Origin of the sequence: Enterococcus sp. DIV0358 (genome assembly GCF_051713465.1) — a bacterium.
Taxonomy (GTDB): Bacteria; Bacillota; Bacilli; order Lactobacillales; family Enterococcaceae; genus Enterococcus; species Enterococcus faecalis.
In genome coordinates this window covers 407,080-431,020 of the sequence record NZ_JBIOPX010000001.1, presented here as the reverse complement: position 1 = coordinate 431,020, position 23,941 = coordinate 407,080, and the positions used below count along the sequence as shown (strand labels likewise).

Annotated in this window: 23 protein-coding genes; 7 read left to right on the top strand and 16 right to left on the bottom strand. The window is 36.1% G+C overall.

Going from position 1 to position 23,941, the window contains the following annotated elements:
• The gene (gene pfkB / locus IGK70_RS02195; protein WP_002355534.1) at positions 1-927 is read right to left on the bottom strand and encodes a 1-phosphofructokinase; all 927 of its coding nucleotides are present in this window, start codon (positions 925-927) and stop codon (positions 1-3) included.
• A gap of 178 nt (positions 928-1,105) precedes the next feature.
• Between pfkB and IGK70_RS02190 the strand changes: the two genes are divergently transcribed.
• Entirely contained in the window at positions 1,106-1,852 is a 747-nt protein-coding gene (locus IGK70_RS02190; protein WP_002363162.1) for a MurR/RpiR family transcriptional regulator, read from the top strand.
• Positions 1,853-1,911: 59 nt separating this feature from the next.
• Here the strand turns inward: IGK70_RS02190 and trmB are convergent, their stop codons facing one another.
• The 4 genes from trmB to IGK70_RS02170 form a co-directional block, all read right to left on the bottom strand.
• On the bottom strand, positions 1,912-2,556 hold the full coding sequence (trmB, locus tag IGK70_RS02185; RefSeq protein WP_104855781.1) for a tRNA (guanosine(46)-N7)-methyltransferase TrmB: 645 nt from the start codon (positions 2,554-2,556) through the stop codon (positions 1,912-1,914).
• Between the two features lie 72 nt (positions 2,557-2,628).
• Positions 2,629-3,408, bottom strand: a complete 780-nt coding sequence (locus IGK70_RS02180; RefSeq protein ID WP_002355531.1) for a phosphotransferase family protein — start codon at positions 3,406-3,408, stop codon at positions 2,629-2,631.
• Positions 3,409-3,536: 128 nt separating this feature from the next.
• A complete protein-coding gene (locus IGK70_RS02175) occupies positions 3,537-4,748 on the bottom strand; it encodes an ABC transporter permease (protein ID WP_002364818.1) in 1,212 nt (403 codons plus the stop codon).
• 1 nt (position 4,749) lies between these two features.
• Entirely contained in the window at positions 4,750-5,487 is a 738-nt protein-coding gene (locus IGK70_RS02170; protein ID WP_002363160.1) for an ABC transporter ATP-binding protein, read from the bottom strand.
• 215 nt (positions 5,488-5,702) lie between these two features.
• On the opposite strand from IGK70_RS02170, the gene IGK70_RS02165 reads away from it, so the two are divergent.
• The 3 genes from IGK70_RS02165 to IGK70_RS02155 all read left to right on the top strand — a co-directional run bounded on the left by IGK70_RS02165 (position 5,703) and on the right by IGK70_RS02155 (position 7,665).
• Entirely contained in the window at positions 5,703-6,128 is a 426-nt protein-coding gene (locus tag IGK70_RS02165) for an HIT family protein (protein ID WP_002355527.1), read from the top strand.
• Positions 6,129-6,473, top strand: coding sequence for a YtxH domain-containing protein (locus tag IGK70_RS02160; RefSeq protein WP_002355526.1), 345 nt, complete (start codon positions 6,129-6,131; stop codon positions 6,471-6,473).
• A 163-nt stretch (positions 6,474-6,636) separates the two neighbouring features.
• Positions 6,637-7,665 carry a peptidylprolyl isomerase gene (locus IGK70_RS02155; protein ID WP_104855782.1) on the top strand — a complete coding sequence of 343 codons (1,029 nt, stop codon included), beginning with the start codon at positions 6,637-6,639 and terminating at the stop codon, positions 7,663-7,665.
• A 39-nt stretch (positions 7,666-7,704) separates the two neighbouring features.
• On the opposite strand, the gene IGK70_RS02150 is transcribed toward IGK70_RS02155, so the two are convergent.
• The 6 genes from IGK70_RS02150 to IGK70_RS02125 all read right to left on the bottom strand — a co-directional run bounded on the left by IGK70_RS02150 (position 7,705) and on the right by IGK70_RS02125 (position 14,857).
• Positions 7,705-8,649 carry a 3'-5' exoribonuclease YhaM family protein gene (locus IGK70_RS02150; RefSeq protein ID WP_002355522.1) on the bottom strand — a complete coding sequence of 315 codons (945 nt, stop codon included), beginning with the start codon at positions 8,647-8,649 and terminating at the stop codon, positions 7,705-7,707.
• Positions 8,646-11,357, bottom strand: a complete 2,712-nt coding sequence (locus IGK70_RS02145; RefSeq protein WP_104855783.1) for an ATP-binding protein — start codon at positions 11,355-11,357, stop codon at positions 8,646-8,648. The genes IGK70_RS02150 and IGK70_RS02145 overlap by 4 nt, the downstream gene beginning before the upstream one ends.
• Positions 11,354-12,589, bottom strand: coding sequence for a metallophosphoesterase family protein (locus IGK70_RS02140; RefSeq protein WP_104855784.1), 1,236 nt, complete (start codon positions 12,587-12,589; stop codon positions 11,354-11,356). Before IGK70_RS02140 ends, IGK70_RS02145 begins: the two co-directional genes overlap by 4 nt.
• A gap of 273 nt (positions 12,590-12,862) precedes the next feature.
• The gene (locus tag IGK70_RS02135; protein WP_086281282.1) at positions 12,863-13,363 is read right to left on the bottom strand and encodes a S24/S26 family peptidase; all 501 of its coding nucleotides are present in this window, start codon (positions 13,361-13,363) and stop codon (positions 12,863-12,865) included.
• The gene (locus IGK70_RS02130) at positions 13,360-13,632 is read right to left on the bottom strand and encodes a hypothetical protein (protein ID WP_002368006.1); all 273 of its coding nucleotides are present in this window, start codon (positions 13,630-13,632) and stop codon (positions 13,360-13,362) included. The genes IGK70_RS02135 and IGK70_RS02130 overlap by 4 nt, the downstream gene beginning before the upstream one ends.
• Positions 13,625-14,857 carry a radical SAM/SPASM domain-containing protein gene (locus IGK70_RS02125; protein WP_010774499.1) on the bottom strand — a complete coding sequence of 411 codons (1,233 nt, stop codon included), beginning with the start codon at positions 14,855-14,857 and terminating at the stop codon, positions 13,625-13,627. Before IGK70_RS02125 ends, IGK70_RS02130 begins: the two co-directional genes overlap by 8 nt.
• A 429-nt stretch (positions 14,858-15,286) precedes the next feature.
• Here IGK70_RS02125 and IGK70_RS02120 point away from each other — a divergent pair, with 429 nt between their 5' ends.
• The gene (locus IGK70_RS02120) at positions 15,287-16,849 is read left to right on the top strand and encodes an ATP-binding cassette domain-containing protein (protein WP_033624304.1); all 1,563 of its coding nucleotides are present in this window, start codon (positions 15,287-15,289) and stop codon (positions 16,847-16,849) included.
• Between the two features lie 15 nt (positions 16,850-16,864).
• Positions 16,865-17,323 (top strand): helix-turn-helix domain-containing protein, encoded by a 459-nt coding sequence (locus IGK70_RS02115; protein WP_002368000.1) that lies wholly within the window; start codon positions 16,865-16,867, stop codon positions 17,321-17,323.
• A 68-nt stretch (positions 17,324-17,391) separates the two neighbouring features.
• On the opposite strand, the gene IGK70_RS02110 is transcribed toward IGK70_RS02115, so the two are convergent.
• Positions 17,392-17,733: a YlbF family regulator gene (locus IGK70_RS02110; protein ID WP_002355518.1), complete on the bottom strand. Its 342-nt coding sequence runs from the start codon at positions 17,731-17,733 to the stop codon at positions 17,392-17,394.
• Positions 17,734-17,795: 62 nt separating this feature from the next.
• Positions 17,796-19,982, bottom strand: a complete 2,187-nt coding sequence (locus tag IGK70_RS02105; protein WP_104855962.1) for a PBP1A family penicillin-binding protein — start codon at positions 19,980-19,982, stop codon at positions 17,796-17,798.
• A 342-nt stretch (positions 19,983-20,324) separates the two neighbouring features.
• On the opposite strand from IGK70_RS02105, the gene IGK70_RS02100 reads away from it, so the two are divergent.
• Positions 20,325-21,188 (top strand): RluA family pseudouridine synthase, encoded by an 864-nt coding sequence (locus IGK70_RS02100; protein ID WP_308660018.1) that lies wholly within the window; start codon positions 20,325-20,327, stop codon positions 21,186-21,188.
• 123 nt (positions 21,189-21,311) lie between these two features.
• Here IGK70_RS02100 and IGK70_RS02095 read toward each other — a convergent pair whose 3' ends face one another.
• From IGK70_RS02095 to argR, 3 genes are read right to left on the bottom strand one after another with little or no spacing between them, the layout of a single operon-like run.
• A complete protein-coding gene (locus IGK70_RS02095) occupies positions 21,312-21,866 on the bottom strand; it encodes a GNAT family N-acetyltransferase (RefSeq protein ID WP_002398141.1) in 555 nt (184 codons plus the stop codon).
• A 10-nt stretch (positions 21,867-21,876) separates the two neighbouring features.
• Entirely contained in the window at positions 21,877-23,397 is a 1,521-nt protein-coding gene (locus tag IGK70_RS02090) for a phosphomannomutase/phosphoglucomutase (protein ID WP_086281286.1), read from the bottom strand.
• 33 nt (positions 23,398-23,430) lie between these two features.
• Positions 23,431-23,886 carry an arginine repressor gene (argR, locus tag IGK70_RS02085; RefSeq protein ID WP_104855619.1) on the bottom strand — a complete coding sequence of 152 codons (456 nt, stop codon included), beginning with the start codon at positions 23,884-23,886 and terminating at the stop codon, positions 23,431-23,433.
• Positions 23,887-23,941: the final 55 nt, after the last annotated feature.

Here is a 23,941-nt window from a genome sequence, read left to right as displayed (position 1 = left end):
TTATTCCTCCTCTTGAATCTTTATTTGTTGCTCTAACTCCTGAACATCTGAAAAATCTGTCAATCCTTTGCGAAATGCTGTTGAACTACCTGCTGCAATACTTCTTTTTAAATTTTTTTCCAATGAAAGTCCTTGATGCCAGCCAGCTAAAAAGGTACCTAACATTGCATCCCCTGAACAAGCTGTATTCACAACCATTCCAGTTGGTGAATTACCTGAAAGAACCTTTTCATTGTTCATAAATAAAGCCCCTTCACTACCTAAAGAAAGTAAAATATTTTTGGCTCCCCGCTTCAGTAATTCTTGTCCGTAAAAAATGTAATCGTCCTTAGTCTGCACTTCTGTATGAAACCATTCTTGAAGTTCTTCTTCATTTGGTTTCAATAAAAATGGTTGATAAGGCAAACAATCTAAAATTTCTTCATAACTACTGTCTAAAATTAAGAACACCTGCTTTTCAAAACAAATTCGGCTAATTTCAATCAAAATACTTGGCGAAACCCCTTGTGGTAAACTTCCTGATACGCACAAATAATCCCCTTTACGTAACTCTGAAATTTTTTTCAAAAAACGTTGTACATGTTCTTCAGATAATTTTGGTCCTTTATTGACTAATTTGTATTCCTTTTGATCTTGGGTAACTTTTGTAAACACATTGATTCTCGTTGTGCCAGCGACTTCGATAAAATCAGTGGTTATCTCTTTTTCTTTTAAATAATCCTCGACATAGTTCCCAGTGAAACCAGCTTTGACTCCCAAAGCGGTATTATCAATCCCTAACATCTTTAAAATTAGGGAAACATTGACTCCTTTCCCGTTTGCTTGAATATCATCTTCCTTCGTGCGATTCACGACAAAAGGAACTAGCTCTTCTGTTTCGATAAATAAATCAATGGCTAAATTTAATGTACATGTATAAATAGTCACTGTAGTTCCTCCTTTCTCCTCTTTATTATGTCTCAAAATACTATGTAAAGGTTTTCATTCTTTCGCAAAAATATAGAAAACATTTACAATTTCATAATTTCTCTAGCTTTTTTATTTTTTTTCATTAAAAATAGGCTTATAAATGTTTTTTTAGTGAAAGAAAGAAGGGCTGGCCATTATGGAACAAAAATTGAGTGAGTCAGAGCAATATCTCTGGCATTTTATCGAAACACATATTTTAGAAATCCCTGATTATTCCATTGTAAAATTAAGCGAACGAGCCAACGTATCAACTGCGACGATTGTAAGAACCATGAAAAAGAAAGGCTATGAAGGTTTCACATCCTTCAAGCATCACTTGAAAGATAAAGAAAACCAAAATATAAATTTTTCAGCATTAGAAAAAGTAGACCGAGGAATTCGGACGGCCATTTTAAAGAATGAAGAAGAAGTAACTCGCACGATTAACATGATTGAAATTGGTAATATCGAAGATGCGATCCAAAAAATCAAAGCTTCTCGACGGATTATTATCTTTGCTAGAGGTTTTTCAGAATTAATTGCTCAGGAAATGATGGTTAAGTTTCAATTGGCTGGCAAATACTGTGAACTGCATACGGACCCAGAAATTATTAAAAATATTAGTAAAAAGTTATCAAAAAAAGATGTGGCTCTTTTTGTTTCTTTAAACGGAGAAACCCAAGAATTAGTTGTCGCTGGTAAAAACTGTTACGACTCAGAAATTGGGACTATCCTTTTAACTGCAAGCAAACACTCTAGTTTAATGAAATACATTGAAATTCCGTTCGTAGGCTTCAAATCAGAAGGCTCCTTTTTCCCCGATTATGAAGTGCGTTCACGGTTACCATTATCCATTCTGGCAAGAATTTTATTGGACGCCTATGCTTTAAGAACGACAACTTAGGCTTTCTTAAATAATAAAAAACAAGCATTCCTTCACTTAAAATAAAGGAATGCTTGTTTTTATTTTGCAACAAAACGTGCTTCTACTCGATAAATTCGTTGACCACGACTAGAAAATTTTTCTTCGTATTCTGTCATAATGTTGCCTTCAAACTCGCTATTATGCAAATCTAGCCATACACGTTCAATAACCATGCCATATTTAGAAAAGCTACTTAATGAGTATTCGAAGAGACCTTGATTATCCGTTTTAAAATGAATTTCTCCATTTGGTTTTAAAATAATTTCATCTGTCGCTAAAAAGTTTTTATACGTTAAACGACGTTTTTCATGTTTTTTCTTTGGCCAAGGATCTGAAAAATTTAAATAGATTAAATCTACTTCATTTTCAGCAAAATATTCTGTTAATGCTTCGCCGTCTACTCGCAATAACTGTAGATTAGGTAACGGCTCGGCCACTAGCTTATCTAATGCAATCGATAAAATACTTAATTGCATATCGATACCAATATAATTAATTTCAGGATGTGCTTTAGCCATTTCATAAATAAAACGACCTTTACCTGAACCAATTTCAATGTGGATGGGATGATTATTGCCAAAACGTTCTTGCCATTTCCCTTGCCATTTTTCAGGACCTTCTACCACATATTGTGGATATTTTGCCATATATTCTGCTGCTCCGGGTCTATTTCTTACACGCATCTTTAAAATTCCTTTCTTTTAAAAACAGACTGGTGAAATTCGCCAGCCTGTGTGGATGTTAAATGAATTAGTTTAACTACTAAACATTCGTTTTAATTGTAAAATTTCTGCAGTCATTGCTCTTCTTTCGCCCTCTTGGTGATGACGAACAATCTCTTGTAAAAAGCTAAATAAACCATACCAATAAATTCGTTGAACCGTACTTTCATTCGGGATTAAACCATAAGATAGTAACCATTGATTCCAACCGGAACGAGGGACATAATGACTCAAAATCATTCCTAAATCTACCGCTGGGTCCGCGACCATCACAGAATCCCAATCTACTAAATAGAGATAATTATTCGAGACTAACCAATTCCGATGATTCACATCGCCGTGGACAGCTACATAACTAGTTTCTGGATATTCTGGTAAATGATTATATAAATAAGTGATTACTTCTTTTAAATAACTGTTTCGTTTTAATTCTTTAGGTAGTTGACGCTTATACTCTTTCAACATTGTTAGCGGGGTACAAACTTCGCCACCAATTTTTTTCAACATGTCTTTCAGCAAATTGGAATGATGCAATTGGTATAACACGTCAATCACGTCATTGCGTTTGCCAATTTCGTCCGCATGTAACAAACGTCCTTCCAGCCATTCTTGGGCTGTTAGTACGTCGCCATTCGCTGTCCGCTTTGTCCAAATCATCTTCGGGGCTAACCCTTCTTTAGACAATGCTGCAAGAAGTGGAGAAGTGTTTCGTTTAATGAACACTTTCTCTGTTTCTTTTATTCCCATGTATGTTTGACCAGTTGCGCCCTTTATCGGCTGCAGACGCCAGTCTTTATCCAACTGAAATTCCATGGAAATTATCTCCTATCTCAACACAATTTTATTGCAATTTTTACAGCAATTACCATTTTAGTCGCCAAACCTTGCTTCGTCAAGCTTCTATGTGGTTCTTTTGTAAATTTTGCTAGGTTTTCTCATCTTTATAACTTATTCAAGCGCATTGGAACATACATTTTAGTGAAAATCACAACTTCTACAATTAAGGCACCCAGAATGATCAAGCTATTTTGCAAACTGCCTAAACGAAGGCAGACAATCCCACCAAAAATAATGGCCGCAACAGATAATGCGCCGCTAATTAACCGGCGAATCGCTGCTTGTTTTTTTTCTATTGAAATTGGATATAGCTGTGTCATCACCATATAATCAAATTGCGTGTACATGGGAATCAACTGGAACCCGATTAAATAGACAAACAATAAAGCAACTACCAACGCAATCCAGAATTCTTGTAAAAAGAAGAGTAGCACGCCACCAACCAAAATCAAACGAAACAATAAGCCGCTATATTCGCTACCTCGTAAAAAGCTCCGAATGAATAAGTAAGCATACGTGTTCTCAGATGTTTTTTTGACTACTCCGAGGAGAGGATCTAAGTATTTACGGCGTTTCACTGTACTACTCACTTCAGGAATATCTGTAAACAGCTGAATGAATTTATAAATTCTATGCATTCTGTTTTGTTCTTTTTGGATCATTTTTTCCCAATCCAAGAAACTCTGTTTCATCTTATTTTGCCAAATACTCGATAAACAAACGGCCAGAATGATGCCACCAATCACACCAACCCAAGGCGTCCAGTAAATAGCTCCCGTCATAATCAAGAGACTACTGATCAACCAAACAAACCACCAACTACGGTAAGTGGTTGACGAAAGATGATAGAGCCCATAGTTTTGTAAACTAAGATGTGTATAAATCATACAAACTAGCATGACCAAAAATAAAAAGAAGGTTTGAAACGACCAACCTGTTGTGACTACAATCAACGGCATCAATAGGCCACTTCCTAGAAAGCTGACCACAATCGGTAAAAGTAAAGAGTAGCGCAGCGCTCGTTTCAGATAAGCAGCGAATTGTTTTTCTTTTGGTAATAAAAACACCTTGTCTGGCTCTTCTGTCAAAGTGGCCAACTTACCAACTTGAATAAGTAGCAGCCAGCCCAACAGAATTAACGGTCTGCCCCAAACAAAATCACGAGGTAATTCTTTTAACAACTGGGAATAGTACAGACCTAATCCGCCTAATAAAAACATACAGACTAAAACAAAATGATCATTTAAAATATAGCGCAAGTACTTGGACATTTTTTTGAAATGCCGTGACAAACGTTGACTAAAAAATTCGCCCATGTTACCCCACCTTTTCTTCCTTCGTCAAGGCAAGATAAATATCATCTAAAGAAGACTCTGGTAAATTAAATTCTGCACGTAATTCAGCCATTGTACCGTTTGCCCGTAATTTCCCTTCGTGTAGCACCACAAAACGATCACAATATTTTTCAGCTGTTGCTAAAATATGCGTGGACATTAAAATCGCTGCCCCTTGCTTACGCATCGTATCCATTAATTCTAATAAAGCATGAATTGCTAAAGGATCTAAGCCTAGAAAAGGTTCATCAATAATATATAAACTCGGTTCAATTAAGAATGCACAAAGTACCATGACTTTTTGTTTCATGCCTTTTGAAAAATTAGCAGGAAACCATTCCAATTTATTGTCTAAGCGGAACGTTTTTAGTAATGGTTCCGCTCGTTTGAATGCTTCTTCTAATGGAATATCATAAGCCAAGGCCGTTACTTCGATATGCTCTTTCAATGTTAATTCTTCATATAAAGAAGGTGTTTCCGGAATATACCCGATTTTTTTACGATATTCTTCAGGGGCTTGCTGCAATGTTTCCCCGTCAATCATAATTTTGCCTTTTTGCGGCGTAAGTAACCCAATAATATTTTTGATGGTGGTGCTTTTCCCCGCACCATTCAAGCCGATTAAACCAACCATTTCACCAGACTTGACGTCAAAATTAATATCTTTTAAGACAGGAATATGGCCGTAACCTCCTGTTAAATGTTCAATTGTTAAGCTCATTTCTTTTGCCTCCAACCTTTTCTCTCTACCATTATTAAACCCTAAGCGAACCAAGAATTCAAAAATTACTCCCTTAATTAAATGGATTTTTTTCTTTCTCTTATTATACACGAAATGAAACGAACTTTTTAGCGAACTCACGTACTTTTTCATCCACAGAGAAATCAACTTGTGGTAAAGTAAAGGAAAGAACCTAGAGAAAAGAGGAATTTTTCATGAATGATTGTATTTTTTGTAAAATTATCAACGGCGAAATCCCAAGTTATAAAGTCTATGAAGACGAGAAAGTCTACGCGTTTTTAGACATTACACAAGTGACCAAAGGGCATACCTTAATGATTCCAAAACAACACGTTGCTGATATTTTTGAATATAATGACGTTTTAGCAAGCGACGTCTTTGCTCGTATTCCTAAAGTAGCACGAGCATTAGAAAAAGCTTTTCCAGAAATGGAAGGATTAAACATTTTAAATAACAATAAGGAAGTGGCTTATCAATCCGTTTTCCATTCCCACGTTCATTTGATTCCCCGTTATTCAAAAGAAGATGATTTCTCTATTCATTTTGGCAACCATCAAGAGGACTATTCCGCCGAAGCGATGCAAGAAATTGCTGAGACCATTGCAAAGCAGGTGAACTAAATGAAAAAATTTATTAAAGGTCTCTTTTTTGGCGCAGCTGCTGGTACCATTGGCGGCTTGTTGGCTGCTCCAAGAAGCGGGAAAGAAACACGCCAACATTTAATCAATGAGCTAGAGGACTATCGTTCACTGAAAAATCAAGTCACGAATGACTGGGATCAGGTGCAACGAAATTTGGCAGTTGTCGAAGAAAACGTTCCTCTAGCAACTGAATTTTCAAAAGACCTGCAACAAGAAATCACTGATTTCAAATTCCAAGCGGAACCTCGGATTGCTCAAATTAAAGAACAAATTGCCAAAATCACGGCTGAATTACCTGACACACAAACCAACAAGCAAAAGTAAAGTCTTTTATGTTAATTATTTCTTTTGTTATTAAAAAAATAAAAAGTGTGACGTAAATACGAATTTTGTTTGAAACTATGCCTGAGACTCTTTCTTTTTCAAAATAAGGTATGGTATAGTTATAACAGAAATAAAACTAAAAAAAACAGGAGTGCATAAGAGAATGAAGAAAAAACTAATCTTAGCTGCAGCGGGCGCAATGGCCGTTTTTAGTTTAGCAGCGTGTTCAAGCGGTTCAAAAGATATCGCAACAATGAAAGGTTCAACAATTACTGTTGATGATTTTTATAACCAAATTAAAGAACAAAGTACGAGCCAACAAGCGTTTAGCCAAATGGTTATTTATAAAGTCTTTGATGAAAAATATGGCGACAAAGTAACTGATAAAGCCATTCAAAAGAAATTTGATGATGCTAAAAAACAAGTGGAAGCGCAAGGTGGAAAATTCTCTGATGCACTAACACAAGCTGGGTTAACTGAAAAATCATTCAAGAAGCAATTAAAACAAGCCGAAGCAATGCAAGTAGGTTTGAAAGATCATTTAAAAATTACAGATGAAGACTTAAAAACAGCTTGGGCAAGCTTCCATCCAGAAGTAGAAGCACAAATTATCCAAGTTGCTTCAGAAGATGATGCCAAAGCTGTCAAGAAAGAAATCACTGACGGCGGCGATTTCGCAAAAATTGCCAAAGACAAATCAACCGATGCTGCAACGAAAAAAGACGGCGGTAAAATTAAATTTGATTCACAATCAACAACTGTTCCTGCCGAAGTTAAAGAAGCTGCCTTCAAACTAAAAGATGGCGAAGTATCAGAACCAATTGCTGCAACAAACGCACAAACGTACCAAACAACTTACTATGTAGTGAAAATGACGAAAAACAAAGCAAAAGGCAATGACATGAAACCTTATGAAAAAGAGATCAAGAAAATTGCTGAAGAAACAAAATTAGCCGATCAAACATTTGTTTCGAAAGTCATTAGTGACGAATTAAAAGCGGCCAATGTGAAAATTAAAGATGATGCCTTCAAGAACGCTTTAGCAGGCTACATGCAAACTGAATCTTCAAGCGCTTCTTCAGAGAAAAAAGAATCAAAATCAAGTGATTCTAAAACAAGTGATACCAAAACAAGCGACTCTGAAAAAGCAACAGATTCTTCAAGCAAAACAACAGAATCTTCTTCTAAATAAGCATAAAAAAGGGAGTGGTCGATTGACCACTCCCTTTTTTTATTTATCTTTTGGAACATAGAAACTGCGGTTATCTAAACCAAAGATTCGTTCCGTATACTCCCCAGGCTGTGTTTGACGAATTGCCCCTAGCATCATTTGAATGGACGCATCCATGGTATCAATTTGATGTAAGATTTCTGCTTCCATAATTCTTGGTCGCACAGGTGAGCCATATTCCAACAATCCATGGTGGGCTAAGACCATGTGCCGAAGAACGACAACATCTTCTTCTCGATCATCAATTTTCAAAGCCAAACACGCCTTGGTAATTTCCTCATCCACCAAAACTAAATGACCAATTAAGTTCCCTGCCACCGTATATTCTGTCGTAATAGCACCAGATAATTCTAAAACTTTTCCTAAGTCATGTAAAATAATCCCTGCGTATAATAGTGACGTGTTAATTTCAGGATATTCCTTAGCAATTGCTTTGCCTAGGCGCAACATTGAGACAGTGTGGTAAGCTAAGCCATTTGCAAAAGCATGATGGTTCCGTTTAGCTGCAGGAAATTCATAAAATTCTTGTTGGTATTTCGTCATGAGATAGCGCACAATACGATTCCAATGAGCATTGGTAATTTCAAAAATTACTTGATTGATTTCCTCAACCATCTCTTCTTTTTTCAAAGGCGCTCGTTCCATATATAAACTTGGCTGGCTTGGTTCCTCTGCTGTCGCTAAACGCATGTGTAAAATTTTTACTTGGGGTTTGTTTTGATAAACTTCTCGTTTCCCATTCAGTAAAACAACGTTTCCCGCAGTAAACCGTGTAATTTCATCCTCAGAGGCGTCCCAATATTTTCCGTCAATCGTGCCAGATGTGTCTTGAAAGGTAAAGGCAATAAACTTTTTCCCATTTTTAGCTACACGCACATCGGCATTTTTAATTAGAACAAATGATTCAAAAAGTTCTTCTACTGTTAATTCACGTAATTTTTTCACTTGACGCTTCCTCCTTCTAACGCAATTACTCTTTGTTGTAAGTCCTGATAATAGCTTACCATTTCTTGGTCAGAAGAAAAACAAATGACTTGCTGTTTTTGACCAAATTTAGTAAATAATTCAGCTAATTGGGCTTTTCTTTGATGATCATAGTGTAACCAGCCATCATCAATGATAATTGGACAAATCAGTTGCTCGCCTTGGACTGCTAAAAAGGCAAAACGAACAGCCATCATCAATTGATCTTTAGTGCCAGTTGATAATTCATGTAAATAAAACATTTCTTGTCCTTTCGTCACCGCAACTAGTTGACCTTCGGCTACTTGGATTGATTGATAACGCTGATTTGTTAAAAGTGCAAAGTAGCTTGATGCATACTGTAATAAGCTGGGCAATTGTTGTTCCGAAAGCTCTGTTAATAGGTCCATTAGCAGTTGCCCCGCCAGTTGATACCCAGACCAACGTTGAGCTAATTCTTTGATTTCCGCTTTTAAAATTGCTTGGCGTTGATACAACTCATCTAAGGTACCATCCGTCATTAATTGTTGTTTTTCATAAATCAGCGCTTGATACTGTTCTTGTATTTTATTTAACTGGCTTTCTACCAGTGCTTGTTGCTGCGCCAGTTGTAAAGAACGGTCTTTTAACGTTGCCTCTGTTACCGCTTCTGGAAACAGATTGCCTAATTGTGTCGCTAATTCTTGCCCACGACCAACTTGAGCTTGCTGAGTGGTCAGCTGTTGAATCCTCATTGGAACATCAGCGATTGATAGAATCCGATAACGAATTAGTAAAGGCTGAATTCGTGTTAACGCTTCTTGCTGTTTAGTTTTCAACTCTCGTAACTGCTGTTTGAGATAGCCATCTGCTTGATACTCTTGAGCAAAGCGAACTTTCTCCATTTCTTCAGCAAATCCTTCTAAAAAGTGTAACTTTTCGGAAAGGCTCTTTCCTTGCAAGGGTAAATGCGTCATCAATGGAAAGACTTGTTCTTCAAATCCTTGGCGTTTTTGTTGATTTTCCTTCAATTGACTCATGAGTTCTTCATTTGTTTGAACAAGCAATAAATAGCGCGTAATCAATTCCCGCTGATTCATTAAAGTATCAATTTGATTCATTTTTCCTAATTGATGAAGTTGGGCTTGCTCCGCTACTGCTTGTTCAAGTTGTTCCACTTGCAGTTGTGCCTCACGTTCTTGATTCAACGCTTGTTGGAACTGTTCATTTAAATAATCTAGTTGCGAAAGTTTCGTCTGCCATTCTTCTTTCACTTCATCAGAGGAAGCTTCTTTTCTAGTGGCGTAGCTAAGCACTTCTTTTGCGATAAGACTAACTCCCACGAGAACTAGGCCCCATTTTAAAGGGCTTGGCAAAAAGAAACCGAGTAATGCAAGGATACTTCCTAGCAATAACCAAAGTGGTTGACTTGTTTTCTGCGCTTTTTGGGCACGCGTCGCTTCACCAAAAAATGCGGCATGCGCTTTTTCAAAATCCGTTAACTGGTCTTCCAGATTTTCAATTTGAGAAGCCAAGAATGCTTTTTGTTCTTGGCCTTTTTGAAGAGCTTGCGTATACGCAACTTGTTGTTGGCGCCACTTTTGAACGGTTTCGTTGTCATAAAAAAGCTGTGGTGGTCGTTCAGGCGACCATGACCATTCGTTCTCTAAAAGGACCATTTCTTGACGATTTTGATCAAAGGTTTGGGTCATCCATTCCGATTCCGTCATCAATTGTTGCATATCATAGCGTTGATTCAACAATTGTTGAATCAATGCTTCTTGTTCTAGGTAAAAAGCATAGCCTTCTGGAACATCGAGCGCTTCTGACTGAAGAGATAACTCTTTGGTCAAACGTTGTCGTTCTTTATCTAGGTACATATATTCTTGAAAGGTTTCTTCTAATTGAACTTGGTCTTCTTTTACTAAAACAACGTTCTCTGTTTCTTCAGGTAGCGACTGCCATTCTTCGTACAAGGGAAAGTGACGTTGCTGTTCCGCAACCTGTAACAAGTCCTGTTGCGTTTCTTTTAATTGCTGTTGCAGTGTCACTCGCTGTTGTTCTGTTTCGCGAATCGTTTCTTCTAATTGTTGAAAAGTTTGTTGCTGCGCTTCTTTCTCTTGAATTTGCTCTTTTAGTTCTTGATAAGCCGCCAACTTCTGATTGAGTAATGGCTGCTGTCCTTTACCTTTAAAGATTTTTTGTGCTTCTTTAAAGTACGCATTTCGGTAAGTCAAAAGTTGTTGACTACCAGAAACACCAATGGCTAACAAGGATGTTTGCAGTTCCTCTTCTGTCAACTTGTCACTCGTAATTAATTGTTCTTGTTGGAAAGTAAAAACCTCTTGAAATAACTTTTTCGTTAGCGGATGTAACATTTGCTGTAAGGTTTTTTCATCCCCCATTTGTTGTTGATAATAAATGATTGCTTGCCCTTTATTTTTTTCTTTAAAACGCTCGACTTGAACTTCCCCAAACACAGGATGTTCCAACCACAAACGACCACCATACGAACCACCATTTTTAGGTGCGTAATCGCGTTTTCTTTTGCCCTTTGTGGGAAAACCAAACAGCATTGCTTGAATGAATTGATACAATGTGGACTTGCCAACTTCATTTGCGCCGTACAGCAATTGATTACCAGATTCAAATGTAATTTTCTGTTGTTGCCATTTTCCAAAGCCCACAATCTCTACTGCAAGTAATTTCATAGTGGGTCCTCCTGAATAGTAAAGTCTTCATTAATTTGCTCATGTGCTAGGCGCAAGCTCTCTAATCGCCACTGCTCATCCATTGAAAAAATTCCAGCAAATTCTGGATAACGTAACAATTCCTTGGTGGTATCTTCAAAAATAACTGGATCTAAGTATGTTTTTTCTAATGCCGTTAATAAATTGGGACTAGCGGCTAAATAGATCGGTTCTTTCGTTGGTTCCTCTGCTTGCAATAGTAGGCGATAAACAAAAAAATCACCTTGCGTTTTTTGTAAAAGCTGCTGCTGTAAGTAGCTTAATAGTTCACCATTGACAATGGCTTGCACCACGGTCACATCCAAATGTTGCGTTTCTTTCAGTGTCAACGCCATCAATTGCTGTTGCTGATGCGCCTGCCACTTCGTCAGCAAACTGGTTTCAAGATAAGACAAAACGCTTTGGGTGTCACGGCATTGCGCAAGAGATACTTCTTCATTCGTCCAATCTATTTCTGCGACTTTTTCAAATTGAACAGTCGCTTGATTTTGGGAAAGTGTGACCACTGCAACCCCTTGTAAAGACTGTTCTTTTTTCGTGTGTCCTTGAGGTGTTCCAGGATAAACAATTAGCGGTTGTTCACTAACAATTTGCGGCTGATGAATGTGGCCCAATGCCCAATAATTATAGCCAGTGGCTTTTAAATCCTTCCATGTAAACGGAGCATAATTTTGTTGCGCTTTCCGACTGGTGTCTCCATGATAAATCCCAATATGAATATCAGATTCTGCTTGTTTGATAGGAAATTCTAGTGCTTTATTTTCATCAATCCAGGGATGCTCATAACTAAACCCTGAAACAGCCACTTGTTCGCCCGCTTTCGTTTCAAAATACAGTGTCTCAACCATTTCTTTTTCAAATAAAAAGACATTGTCTGGAAAAGAAAACCAATAGCGGTCTTTTTTATAGTAATCATGATTCCCAAATGTTAGAATCACAGGGATTTCTGCTTGTTTCAACTGTTCTAATGCAGCCATCAATTGGGCTTGCATTGAAATAGAGGTCTGACTTTGATGAAACGTATCTCCTGCAAAAATAACCAAGTCCACCGCTTCTCGAATGGCAACTGTTACGATATTCATTAACAATTGTTGATTAGCTTCTCTTAAGGGCTTCGCTAAGGCTGTCGGGATCCCAGTTAACCCTTCAAAAGACCGATCCATGTGTAAATCAGCTGTATGCAATAGTTTCATCGTTTCCCCTCCTTTTCTCCTCCCTTTATCATATCATTTTCTGCCAGCTTGGTCAGTAAAAACATACGAAAATTTGTTCGTTTTTTCAATAAAAAAAGAATCAGGTTAACTGATTCTGTCGAAAAAGCAAGTATTTAGATTGTCCGTTTCTTCTTATATTCATAAAAGTAAAATAGCTATAATTGGTAAGAATAATAAGTGAAAATTTTTATAAATGATTTCAAATTTAGGATTACTCTAAAAACAGGTACTAAAGTAGTCCTTTCTATAAGTTCAAATACTGAATATTGAATCAAATTTATTAAAAAAATCATTTTGATTTTTAGGTAAATTATTACTTAAATATCTATAATAAATACAGGATTCTTCTGAATCAACAGGTACCTCAAAGTTCACCAAATTTTCTAAATGTATCTCTCTCAATAGATTTTTAGAAAGAACCAAGATATTAAAATTGTCACTAATTTTTTCATTACTATATATTGCTCTTATTTTTATCTTCTCTTTCACGTAGCTGTTATCCGCCTGATCCTCTATCACGCCTACAATTGAATTAGTTCTTACAGGGGGATCAAAATATTTAAAATTATCTCCTTTACATATGGCTAGACCTTCTCCTATACTGACTACTCTATGTGCAAAAAAGTTGTTGTATAGACTTTTTATTACAACAATTTTACCTGTACTTATTTCAAAGTTACTACATTGTGCTATTAAAATATCTCCCTCTTTATATGTTGGCAACATAGATACTCCTTCTGCAACAAACCTCATTGCCTCATCACCACCACATCATATTTCAATAGCTCTTCTATAAATGCCTTAATTTGTTCTCTTACTATATACATATTTTGATTATCTGTATCAAATTCTTTAGATAACCTAGACACAGCTTCATCAATATTCTTAAATTTTTTAGCTTCGATTCTATGAAAAATAAATATTGAAGTTTTATCTTCAAGCATAAAGCCATCCTCATTTAATGATATAACTAAAAACTCTCCTTTGTCTTCATAATTAATTTTTTCATTAATACTAAGCATGCTCTTTACCTCCATATACAAATTGATACATTTGTTCCAAAATCATTCCTTTGATTATTTTGCATTCCTCATTATTGATTACATTCGAAGAATCATCCTTTGACTTTGAATAATAATGATTTGCTCTACACGAGCCTCCACAAAGCAGTTTGAATGAACAATTTTTACATGGCTCCATGCCAAGGGACGAATAAGAGAAGTGATCAATTTTTTTATTCTTAAAAATATAGTCTAGCGGTTCGGCTCTAACATTCCCTAAGTAAAAATCTTTTTGATCCAATAACTTACAAGTATAGACATTTCCCATGGGATCAATTGAAAATTCTCCGATACCTTGACCACAATGAACTTTAATTGTAAATGGATTTAAAGCTTTCTTGTATTTCATCGCAATCCGATCAATCTCTTTTCTTTCATCTTTTGTAAGAGAAATATCGTCAAATCCTCTACCCAATTTACAAAAAGTTCCAATATTTAAGTTTATTTTATGAGATTTTGCAAAGGTAACCATTGTATCAATGTCAGCAATATTATTTTTAGTAATTGTTTGATTAATGGCTAAATTTTTAAAGTTAAGTTTTATTAGATTCTCTAAAGCCTTTGTAGCAACTTTAAAGCATCCTCTTCCTCTATTGTCATCATTGTTATTTTCATTTAAAGAGTCTAAACTGATTGTAATTTTGTAACAACGTTCAGATAAAAACTTAGCTTGTTTGATGTTATAGGCTACTCTACCATTGGATATTAAGTTGCAGATAAATCCTTTTTTATATGCATTATCTAATATCTTATAGAAGTTCTTTTTTAAACCAACTTCTCCACCTGTAAAAACAATTTTTTTTACTCCAGCTACCTTTAACTGTTTAAAAATCTTATCATACTCTTCGTAATCTAATTCTCTACGTAGCTTTTTACCTGGACCTGCTTCAGCATAACAATAGGTACATTTTAAATTACATTCTTCGGTTACAACAATATATACCGTGCGTGGAATAGAGAAATTTTCTATTAATTTATGAAAATTCTCATCTACTTCCAAGTCAGTGAAATCAAAGATTCTATACAATTCTATTTTTCTTAATAAGTCTTTTGAGATATCATGTCTATCTCTAGTTTTTAGATATTTTTCGAGAATAGGAAGTTCATTTTCTTCTATACCAATCCAACTACTAATAATTGGATTATGTACTATAACCTTGTTTCTATAAAAATAAAATTTTAACAAAAATTATCCTTCCCTTCTTTGTATACCTGAGAGCATTTAAACTTAAGCGTACATTATTAATTAAAGTTAGAAAATTTAAGGAGCTAAGATTTATCGTTTCGTAATATTAAATGAAAAATTTGATTAAGTTACATTTCTTTATTCAAAATTGTTTTTTAAGTTCCAGTACCTACAAGGATTCCACACATACAGCCTAATTGAATTGTTTTGCCAATTTTTTTCAATTCTGGTTTATTAAATTTCATAGAAAATTCCTCCTCTCCTAAATAATCAGCTCCTTAAATATATTTCAAATAATACATGTTTTTCCTCATAAGGTCAAATATTTTCCTCTTTATTCAATATAATTTAGGAAAAACAGTGAAAATATTGATATCTATTATGAAATCATATACAATGTGTTTAAGTACGAAAGGGGAGTTGCAAATCATGGAAAAGATTATGAAAAAAAATAAAAAATTTGTTTTTCTAGTTAGTTTGACTGCTATAGTCACCACATTAACCTCTTTAATTGCACCAATTATCATTCAATATCTAACAAATAAAAAAAACCTTAATTCACAGGCAATGATCTATATTTTCTTAGCCATGTTATTGTCTTTAGTAATACAATTAGTTATCATGGTTTATAAAGAAAATTTTGCTGCAAGATTCAATTCCAATTACTTATTTACTCTAATTAATAAAATGATACACCTTAAGTATGACTCTTACATTACTCTTGAACCAACCTATTTGATTAATCGTATTTTTAGTGCTGTGGATGCACTTTATTTATTTTTGATATCTAGCTTCAGTGTGACAATTAAATCAATTTTCACTATCCTTTTATCTTTACTTATGGTCAGTTATCTTTCTATTGAAATTGTTTTATTCATGATTTTATTGATTCCTTTAAACTATTTTGGATTTAAGTATATAAATAAAAAATTAAAAGTTCGAATGGAAAACATGCAAAAAAATGCAGCTGTTGCAAACAAAAATTTAATTTCTACGTTATCAAATCAAGATGCTGTTAAAGCCGGTATTTCAGCTGAAATATTAGAAAATTTACTCTACGAAAAAATCAATTTAATGTATCAATCCGTAGCTAGTACTAATAAATTCGCTCAAAGCACTAGTAGTATTGTTTCTTTTATTAATCAAAGTTTCCAAACTTTTGTTTATATTCGAACAAGTATGTTAATTGCGGCAGATAACTTGCCCATTTCCAGTCTAATTATATTAAGTATCCTTTTGCCTTTGTTTTTTTCCTCTTTGAGTGAATTATCTAAAGTTACTATCGATTTAAATACTTTAACAACAGCAAATACATTTATAAAAGATAGTTTAGACAAAAATATAGAAAGAGATGGTGACATAGATATAGATGCTATTGCAAGCATCCAGTTATTTTTTCCAACATTCGAGATAGACGGCAACCAATTTCAATACAGGATCCAAGAAAACCTACAAAATGGGGATCGAGTTTATTTAACGGGAAAATCTGGAAGTGGTAAATCATCTTTATTAAAACTATTACTAAAGTTTCGAGAATCATCAGGAATTATGATTAACGATTTACCAATCAATGCAATAAATAATAAAAGCTTGAGAAACAAAATTGCCTATTTGGCGCAAGAACCAACAATACTCACAGAAACTTTAGAAAAAAATATTGGTATGGGAACGCCTCTATCCTATGAACAAAAACAACTTATTTTAAATACAGGCATTCTTAATCCTATTTTGAAAACTAAGGACTGGGAAACTGTTTTAACTGAAAACGGCAGTAATTTATCTGGTGGAGAAAAACAAAGAATTGCAGTCGCAAGACTTATTTTAGCGGATGCCGATGTTTATATTTTAGACGAGAGTACCAGTAATATTGACGAAGAATCCAGTCAAGCAATCTTTGAAACATTATTAGAATGTGTCAAAGATAAAATATTCATCTTTACCTCTCATGATAAAAAAAATAGTCAATACGCTAATAAAATTATAAATATTTAAAGGAGACTTCTAAATATGTTGTCTGTAGAACAATTGGCCCAAGAATTAAATGTGACCACAAGAACCATTCGGAATTATTTGAAAGAAGGGAAAATAAAAGGAACAAAAATTGGTGGACAATGGCGTTTCTCAGAACGAGATATTTATGATTTTTTAGGAAAATCAGATGATATCATTGTAAAGAACACCGCTATCGAATCTTATGTGAAAGATGTTCCACAAAACAATGAAGGTCTTGTAACATTGACTTTCTCACTTAACACAGAAAGTGATATTGAATTCGTTAAAAATAAAATACTAAAACATTTCAACTCTGTTTACGGTAGCAATCAGCAAAACAAAAGTTTTGAATATCAGCTTTTGCCTAGAAACCTTGTTAGAATTACCTTAATTGGCCCTCATGCTTACATTTTAAATTTTGGAAACTGGCTAACAAACTTTATAGAATTATCGATTCAAAATTACCAAGAGTAGCTAGCTATTCATAAAATTAAATAATAAGAAAACCCCAGAGAAGCAAGTGCTTCTCTGGGGTTTTCTTATTAATCGTTATACATATCACGCACAGGAGTCATGATAATTCGGTTTAAATCATTGACAACTAAGCTAAACGCTTGTTCTTTTTGCATTAATTCGTTGATAACTGCTGTTTCTTGCACTTTCGTTGCAATGCTTTGTGCTTTTTCAGCATCTTCATCCGTGAATTCTTCGCCGCGCATTTGTTTTTCTTGTAGTCCTTGTTGGAATCCTTGGAATTCTTTAAACAATGTGTAAGCTGCTTCGTCTGCTTTTACTTCTTCATACGCTGCTTGTAATGCTTTAAATTCGTCTAACTCACGTAGTTCACGTTCAATCTGATTGGCTGTATCATAAATGTTACTCAATGGAATCCCTCTTTTCTCAATAGTTTCATCTTTATTGTACCATTTCTCTTAAGTTTTCCCAACTAATTTCCTAATAAGCCTCCGAAAATTCCTTCAATCTTGTCTTTGACTTTTTTTGCGCCGTCTTTAATTTGTCCTCCAACTTCATTCAATGTATCTCCGAAATTGCTAGCGCCATCTTGAACAGAGTTTCCAAAGTCTTTTAAGTTATCTCGCCAATTAGAATTGGCACCACCGGTTAAACTATCGTTGCTATCAACAACTTTCCCACCTGTGGCATAAGCATCCGCGACAGGAAATTGTGCTTGTTTGACTTGTGGCAAGATGCCACTGGCTTGACTGTTGAACACCTGAGAGGCATACGTAGCGCTACTGCCTTCCAGATAATGGGTTTTACTGGTTTCTTGGAAGCCTAACCAAGTAGCAATGACAACTTCTGGTGTATAACCAATCACCCACTGATCGTTCGTTTTACTACTATCGAAGTTGGTTTCTGTCGTACCTGTTTTACCAGCCATTACGTAGCCTGCTGGTTGTGCGTTGACCCCGCTCCCAGAACTAAAGACCCCTAGTAACATACTTGTAATCCCGTCTGCAACATCTTTGGTAATGACTTGTTCTTTCTTGACTTTAGTATTATCAACTACAATTGCGCCAGTTGAGTCGACGATTTTTGTAATTAAATGCGTTTCAGTTTTATAGCCTTCATTGGCAAAGGCACTATAAGCTCCCGCCATAGTTAGTGGCGAAACACCCGTTTGTAATCCCCCAAGTGCTAAACCATAATATCGATCTTTTTCTGATAATGGAATGCCAAATTTCTCTGTTTTTTCATAGCCTTTATCTAAACCAATTTGATGTAATAACCATACCGCTGGTAAATTTAAGCTTTCTCCTAAGGCTTGGTACATAGGAACTTCTCCACTGTACGTGCGGCTATAGTTTTGCGCTGGATAGTAATCTTGTGGTTTATCTTCTAAAACAGAGTCTGGTTTATAGCCAGCCTCTAAAGCTGGTGTATAGACAGAAATTGGTTTTAAGGACGAGCCTGGTGAACGTTTTGTTTGCGTTGCAAAGTTAAAGCCTCGATAAACGTGTTCCCCTCGACCGCCCACCAGTGCTTGCACGCCGCCGGTTTTCGGATCAATGGCTACAGAACCACTCTGAACCATGGCACCATCTTCTGCATTGGGTGGAAATAGTGCATCATTTTTATAAGTTGCATCCATCGCATCTTGATACCCCTGATTTAAAGAAGTGTAAATCTTGTAGCCTTTATTTAAAATATCTTCTTCTTTAAATTTATAACGATTGACCGCTTCATCAATTACCGCATCAAAATAATATGGATATTTGTAACTATTTTCGTCGCCAACATAGGTGTCATTTAATAGACTCGCTAAGTTAACACTCGCTTCTTGATTGGCTTCTTCTTGAGATAGTTTTTTATTGTCAACCATTAGTTGTAAAACGGTATTCCGTCGCGCTGTGGCATTGTCAATGTAATCAATTGGATTATAGATTCCTGGCCCTTTTAACATACCTGCTAGCGTTGCGGCTTCCCCCACTGTCACTTGGGATGCATCCACGCCAAAATATTTACGAGCTGCATCTTGCACGCCCCAGACACCATTACCAAAATAAGAATTATTTAAATACATTGCTAAGATATCTTTTTTCGAATATTTCTTTTCGATTTCAATCGCTAAGAATAATTCTCTGGCTTTCCTATCTAACGTTTGCTCTTGCGTTAAGTAAGCATTTTTGGCTAATTGCTGCGTAATTGTACTTCCGCCACCACCGCCACCGATTTTCCCGAAGGTCAATTTTCCAACAACCGCACGGGCAATCCCTTTGATGGAATACCCTTTATGTTGATAAAACGCGCGATCTTCAGTTGAAATAACCGCATCTTGAATATAAGGAGAAATATTATCCAGTTCCACAAAAGTCCCTTTTTGCCCGAATAATTTTCCGACTTCCTCTCCTGATTCGTCATAAACGCGTGTTGATTCACTTAGCCCCGATTTTAGGGTCTCAACGTTTGCGGACTTGGCTAAGTAAAATAAATAAATACTGGCACCTAAAGCGACTACCAAACCAATTAACAAGAAAATTTTATTGATTTGATACTTTTTCCAAATCCGCTTTCTGGCTTGATGGAATTGTATTAAATAAGGCTTTATCCACGTCCAAAAATGACGTAATCCGACACCGACTTTACTAAAAAATTGTTTAAGATTGTCCATAGTACTCCCTCTATTTACGTTTCTTGGCTAAGTCTACCATATTCTTGTGGGTACGACCTAGGTCTAAAGCATGAAAAATTCTTGAAAAACAATTTCAATGGTCTTTTCGCTGTAGCAAAGGAAATATGGCCTTCACTAGAGGTAAATAATTGCTTACGCTTAGAAACGAGTCTTTATTTAGCCTCTATTCTATCATGCTTTTCTTCGTTTTTTATGTAAATTTGTTTAAGAATCTCTCAAGGAACTGCCTTTCTAACAAATTTCAGCTTTTTTTCCGTTCTGACTTGACCTTTTGAGTAGCTTTGTTACACTAAATAGCGAATCAGTGAAAGGTGGGATTTGGTGGAATATTCAATGAGATTACCTGAAAATTTTTCAACAATGACTGTAAAAGAACTATTAGAAAATGAGTGGCTAGTCCCTCGAAAAGTGCGCCATTTTTTACGCACGCGAAAAAATGTCAAAATCAACGGAGAAACAGCTGCTTTTCATTTTCCAGTCCAAGCTGGCGATTGTGTCACCTTAACGTTTGAAGAAACCGATTATGTGCGTCCCACTATTCATTTGGGGGAAGCAACGCGTGTGAAGGTTTTATATGAAGACGAACATTTAATGATTGTAAATAAACCTTATGGCATTAAAACCCATCCAAATCAGCCACAGGAAACAGACACCTTGTTAAATCATGTTGCTGCCTATTTAGCCGAGAAAAATCAGGTCCCTTATGTCGTTCATCGATTAGATAAAGAAACCAGTGGTGCGATTGTCTTTGCTAAAAATCCTTTTGTCTTACCTATTTTAGGGCGTTTATTAGAAACAAAACAAATTTACCGTCAATATCAAGCGATTGCGGCTGGTCACTTTAACCAAAAAGAACAGACAATCAATCAGCCGATTGGTCGTGATCGGCATGATCGCCGGAAACGACGGATTGATCCTCAAAAAGGGGATTCAGCGATTACACATGTCCAAGTGGTCAAAGCTCTTTCTAATAATCAAACCGCAGTTACCTGTGTTTTAGAAACAGGTCGGACGCACCAAATTCGGGTCCATTTAGCTAGCGAAGGGCATCCAATTATTGGTGATCCGTTATACAACCCAAAATCGCAGGCAGCTCGTTTAATGCTCCATGCTTCAAAACTTCATTTACTCCATCCGTTTACAAAAAAACAAATCGTTGTGACTGCAGCGCCTGGCCTATGGTAAAAAAACAGAAGAAATCGGACGGTAACCGCCGATTTCTTCTGTTTTTTTATTTTACCGCACATTCACTGCTGAGAACGGCATATCTGCGTTTGCTCAGTGTCTTGGTGTTAAACAGTTCCTGAGCTAACTCTCAGCCTTAATCATTTGTAGCCACTCTTTTTGTAAAATTCCGTAATTGTAGATATCCAGCCATTGGCCATCTTGAAATAACGCTTCTCTATCAATCCCTTCTTTTTTGAAGCCTACTTTTTCATAAACATGAATCGCTTTTTGATTGTTACTATTGACAGCTAATCTGATTTTGTGCAAACCCAATTCATAAAAAGCAAATTTACAAATTAAAGACACCGCCTCAAAGCCATATCCTTGACCACGTTGCTCTTTTTGTAAAATAGCAATCCCTAAATTGGCCCCTCTATTTTTCAACTGTACATCAGACAACGAAACCCAACCAATAAATTCCTCTGTCGTATTTTCTAAAATAGCAAATAGAAATCGATCATCTTCTCCTTTATTAATTGTGAAATCTTTCCATTCTTCAAGCCCCCACGGATGTAAAGCATCCCAGCTCAAATGCCGAAGCAATTCATTATCCCATTGCTGCTTTGCAATATGTTCGATATATTCTTCTCTAAAATGAGAAAAGCCAACGTGTTTTCCTTTTAAAACATTTTCCATAAGAACACCTTTAATTTCCTAAATTATTTTCTATTTGCTGACTATCTATTTCCTCGTATTTTTGTAAAAAAGTGGCAATTTTTTCGATGACACATGCATTTTTATCGCTTTGGTCATTCTCTACCTGAAGAACAAGCAACGGTTCATGCAGACTTAAGCGTAGCAAAAACCAACCACTGCCATATTGACCAGACACGTTTCCCCGAACACCTTCTTGGTTTTCACGGTCCACAGCAAAGTCTGCTTGATTTTCTACAAACAATTCAAAGTCTCGCAAGACTTGTTGCCCATAACAAGTAACATCCTCCGCAGTAATTTTGAAGCGAAATTCGTTGGTTTCTGCCGGTTGCTTCAATGTAGCAATCAGATCACCTAACGTTTGATTGTTTTGTTTCAATTCTGGTAACAACATTAAAATTTTCGCCACGACATATGCACCATCATCCAGATTGTAGTTTTCTTGAAACGCTGCATGACCACTGGTTTCAATGGCTAACGGTGTCTGAAAGCCCCCATGATTCAATTCAATCATTTTATTAATGACATTTCGGTAACCAGAAATATAACGAATCTGTTGGCCGCCTTTTTCTTCAATAAATGTTTTTAAATGACTTGAGGTTGGCGAATTTGTCACAATATAACTACCAGGCGCTTCTTTTAAAACAATTGCCGCTAAAACAGCAATTAAATTATTTCGGTTTAGTACCTCACCTGATTGGTCGACCACGGCCGAACGATCTACATCTGTATCAAAAATAATGCCCAAATCTGCTTGATTAGCTAAAACAGCCGTTTGAATACTTTTCATTGCTTCAGAATTATCTGGATTAGGTACATGATTAGGAAAATGCCCATCTGGTTCTAAAAACTGTGATCCCGTCGTATCAGCGCCCAAAACTTGAAGAACCTGCTCCGCAAAGAAGCCCCCAGCCCCATTACCCGCATCAACGATAATTCGAAAGCCCTGTAAAGGTTTCTCTTCTGGCGAATGAATTCCTTGGCGGATTTTTGCCACCAAATGCTCCGCATAAATTGGCAGTAACTCTTGCTTCATCAGTGTGCCATTTTCATTGGCTGTCAGCGGATCAGTATGAGATAAAATATACCGAATATCTTCTTTCTCTGCTCCACCTTCTGCTGTGAAGAACTTCAAGCCATTAAAGTAGTAAGGCAAATGGCTAGCTGTAATCATAATCGCTGCATCACATTGAAGCGTTGGAAATTGAGTAGCCATAAACATAGCAGGCGTCGTAGCTAAACCAACGTCAATCACCTGAATACCTAATGAAAGAAACGTATCTACTAATACTTGCTTAATCGGCTCCGCCGTTAGACGACTATCATGTCCGATTGCAATTGTCAGGCGCTGTTGTGCCTTTCGTGGCAGCTGTTTTTTGTCCTGTAACCAACGAACCACGCCCACCGCAATCTCGGCTACTGCTGTTGCGGTTAATGTTGCAGTTTGCTCTTCCGTATCCAAAGCAATTCCCCGAATATCCGAACCATTTTGTAGCGCTTTCAATTCTACCAATAAAAAAACTCCCTTCTATTGATGCTTTCAATTTTAAAAAATCATATTTTCGATGCGTTCGATAAAGTGTTCCGCATCCTCTTCTGAACGTGTAATCACAATAATTGTATCCGCACCAGCCACTGTACCAGCCACTTCTGGATAAGCTACTTCATCTAAAAAGTTACTCACCACATCGGCATTTCCCATCTCTGTATGCAAGATGACAATAAATTGTACTCGCTCCATTCGAACAACTGAATCTTTTACTGATTCTCGTAATTTCTCTTCACTGCTTGTGCCTTGTGCTTGAGAAAAAATTGCATATTTGACACGACCATCTGCACCATGTGTTTTAACAATACTCATTTCACGGATATCTCTTGAAACAGTCGCTTGAGTGGCTCGGACGCCAAGTTCTTCCAAACGAGAGATTAATTCATCTTGTGTTTCAATTTCTTGTTGCATAATTAATTGTTTAATCAAACGTTGACGTTCTGCTTTTTTCATATAGACCACTCCTCTCCATTCATTTCTTTTATTATATCCAAAAATGAGTAAAAAT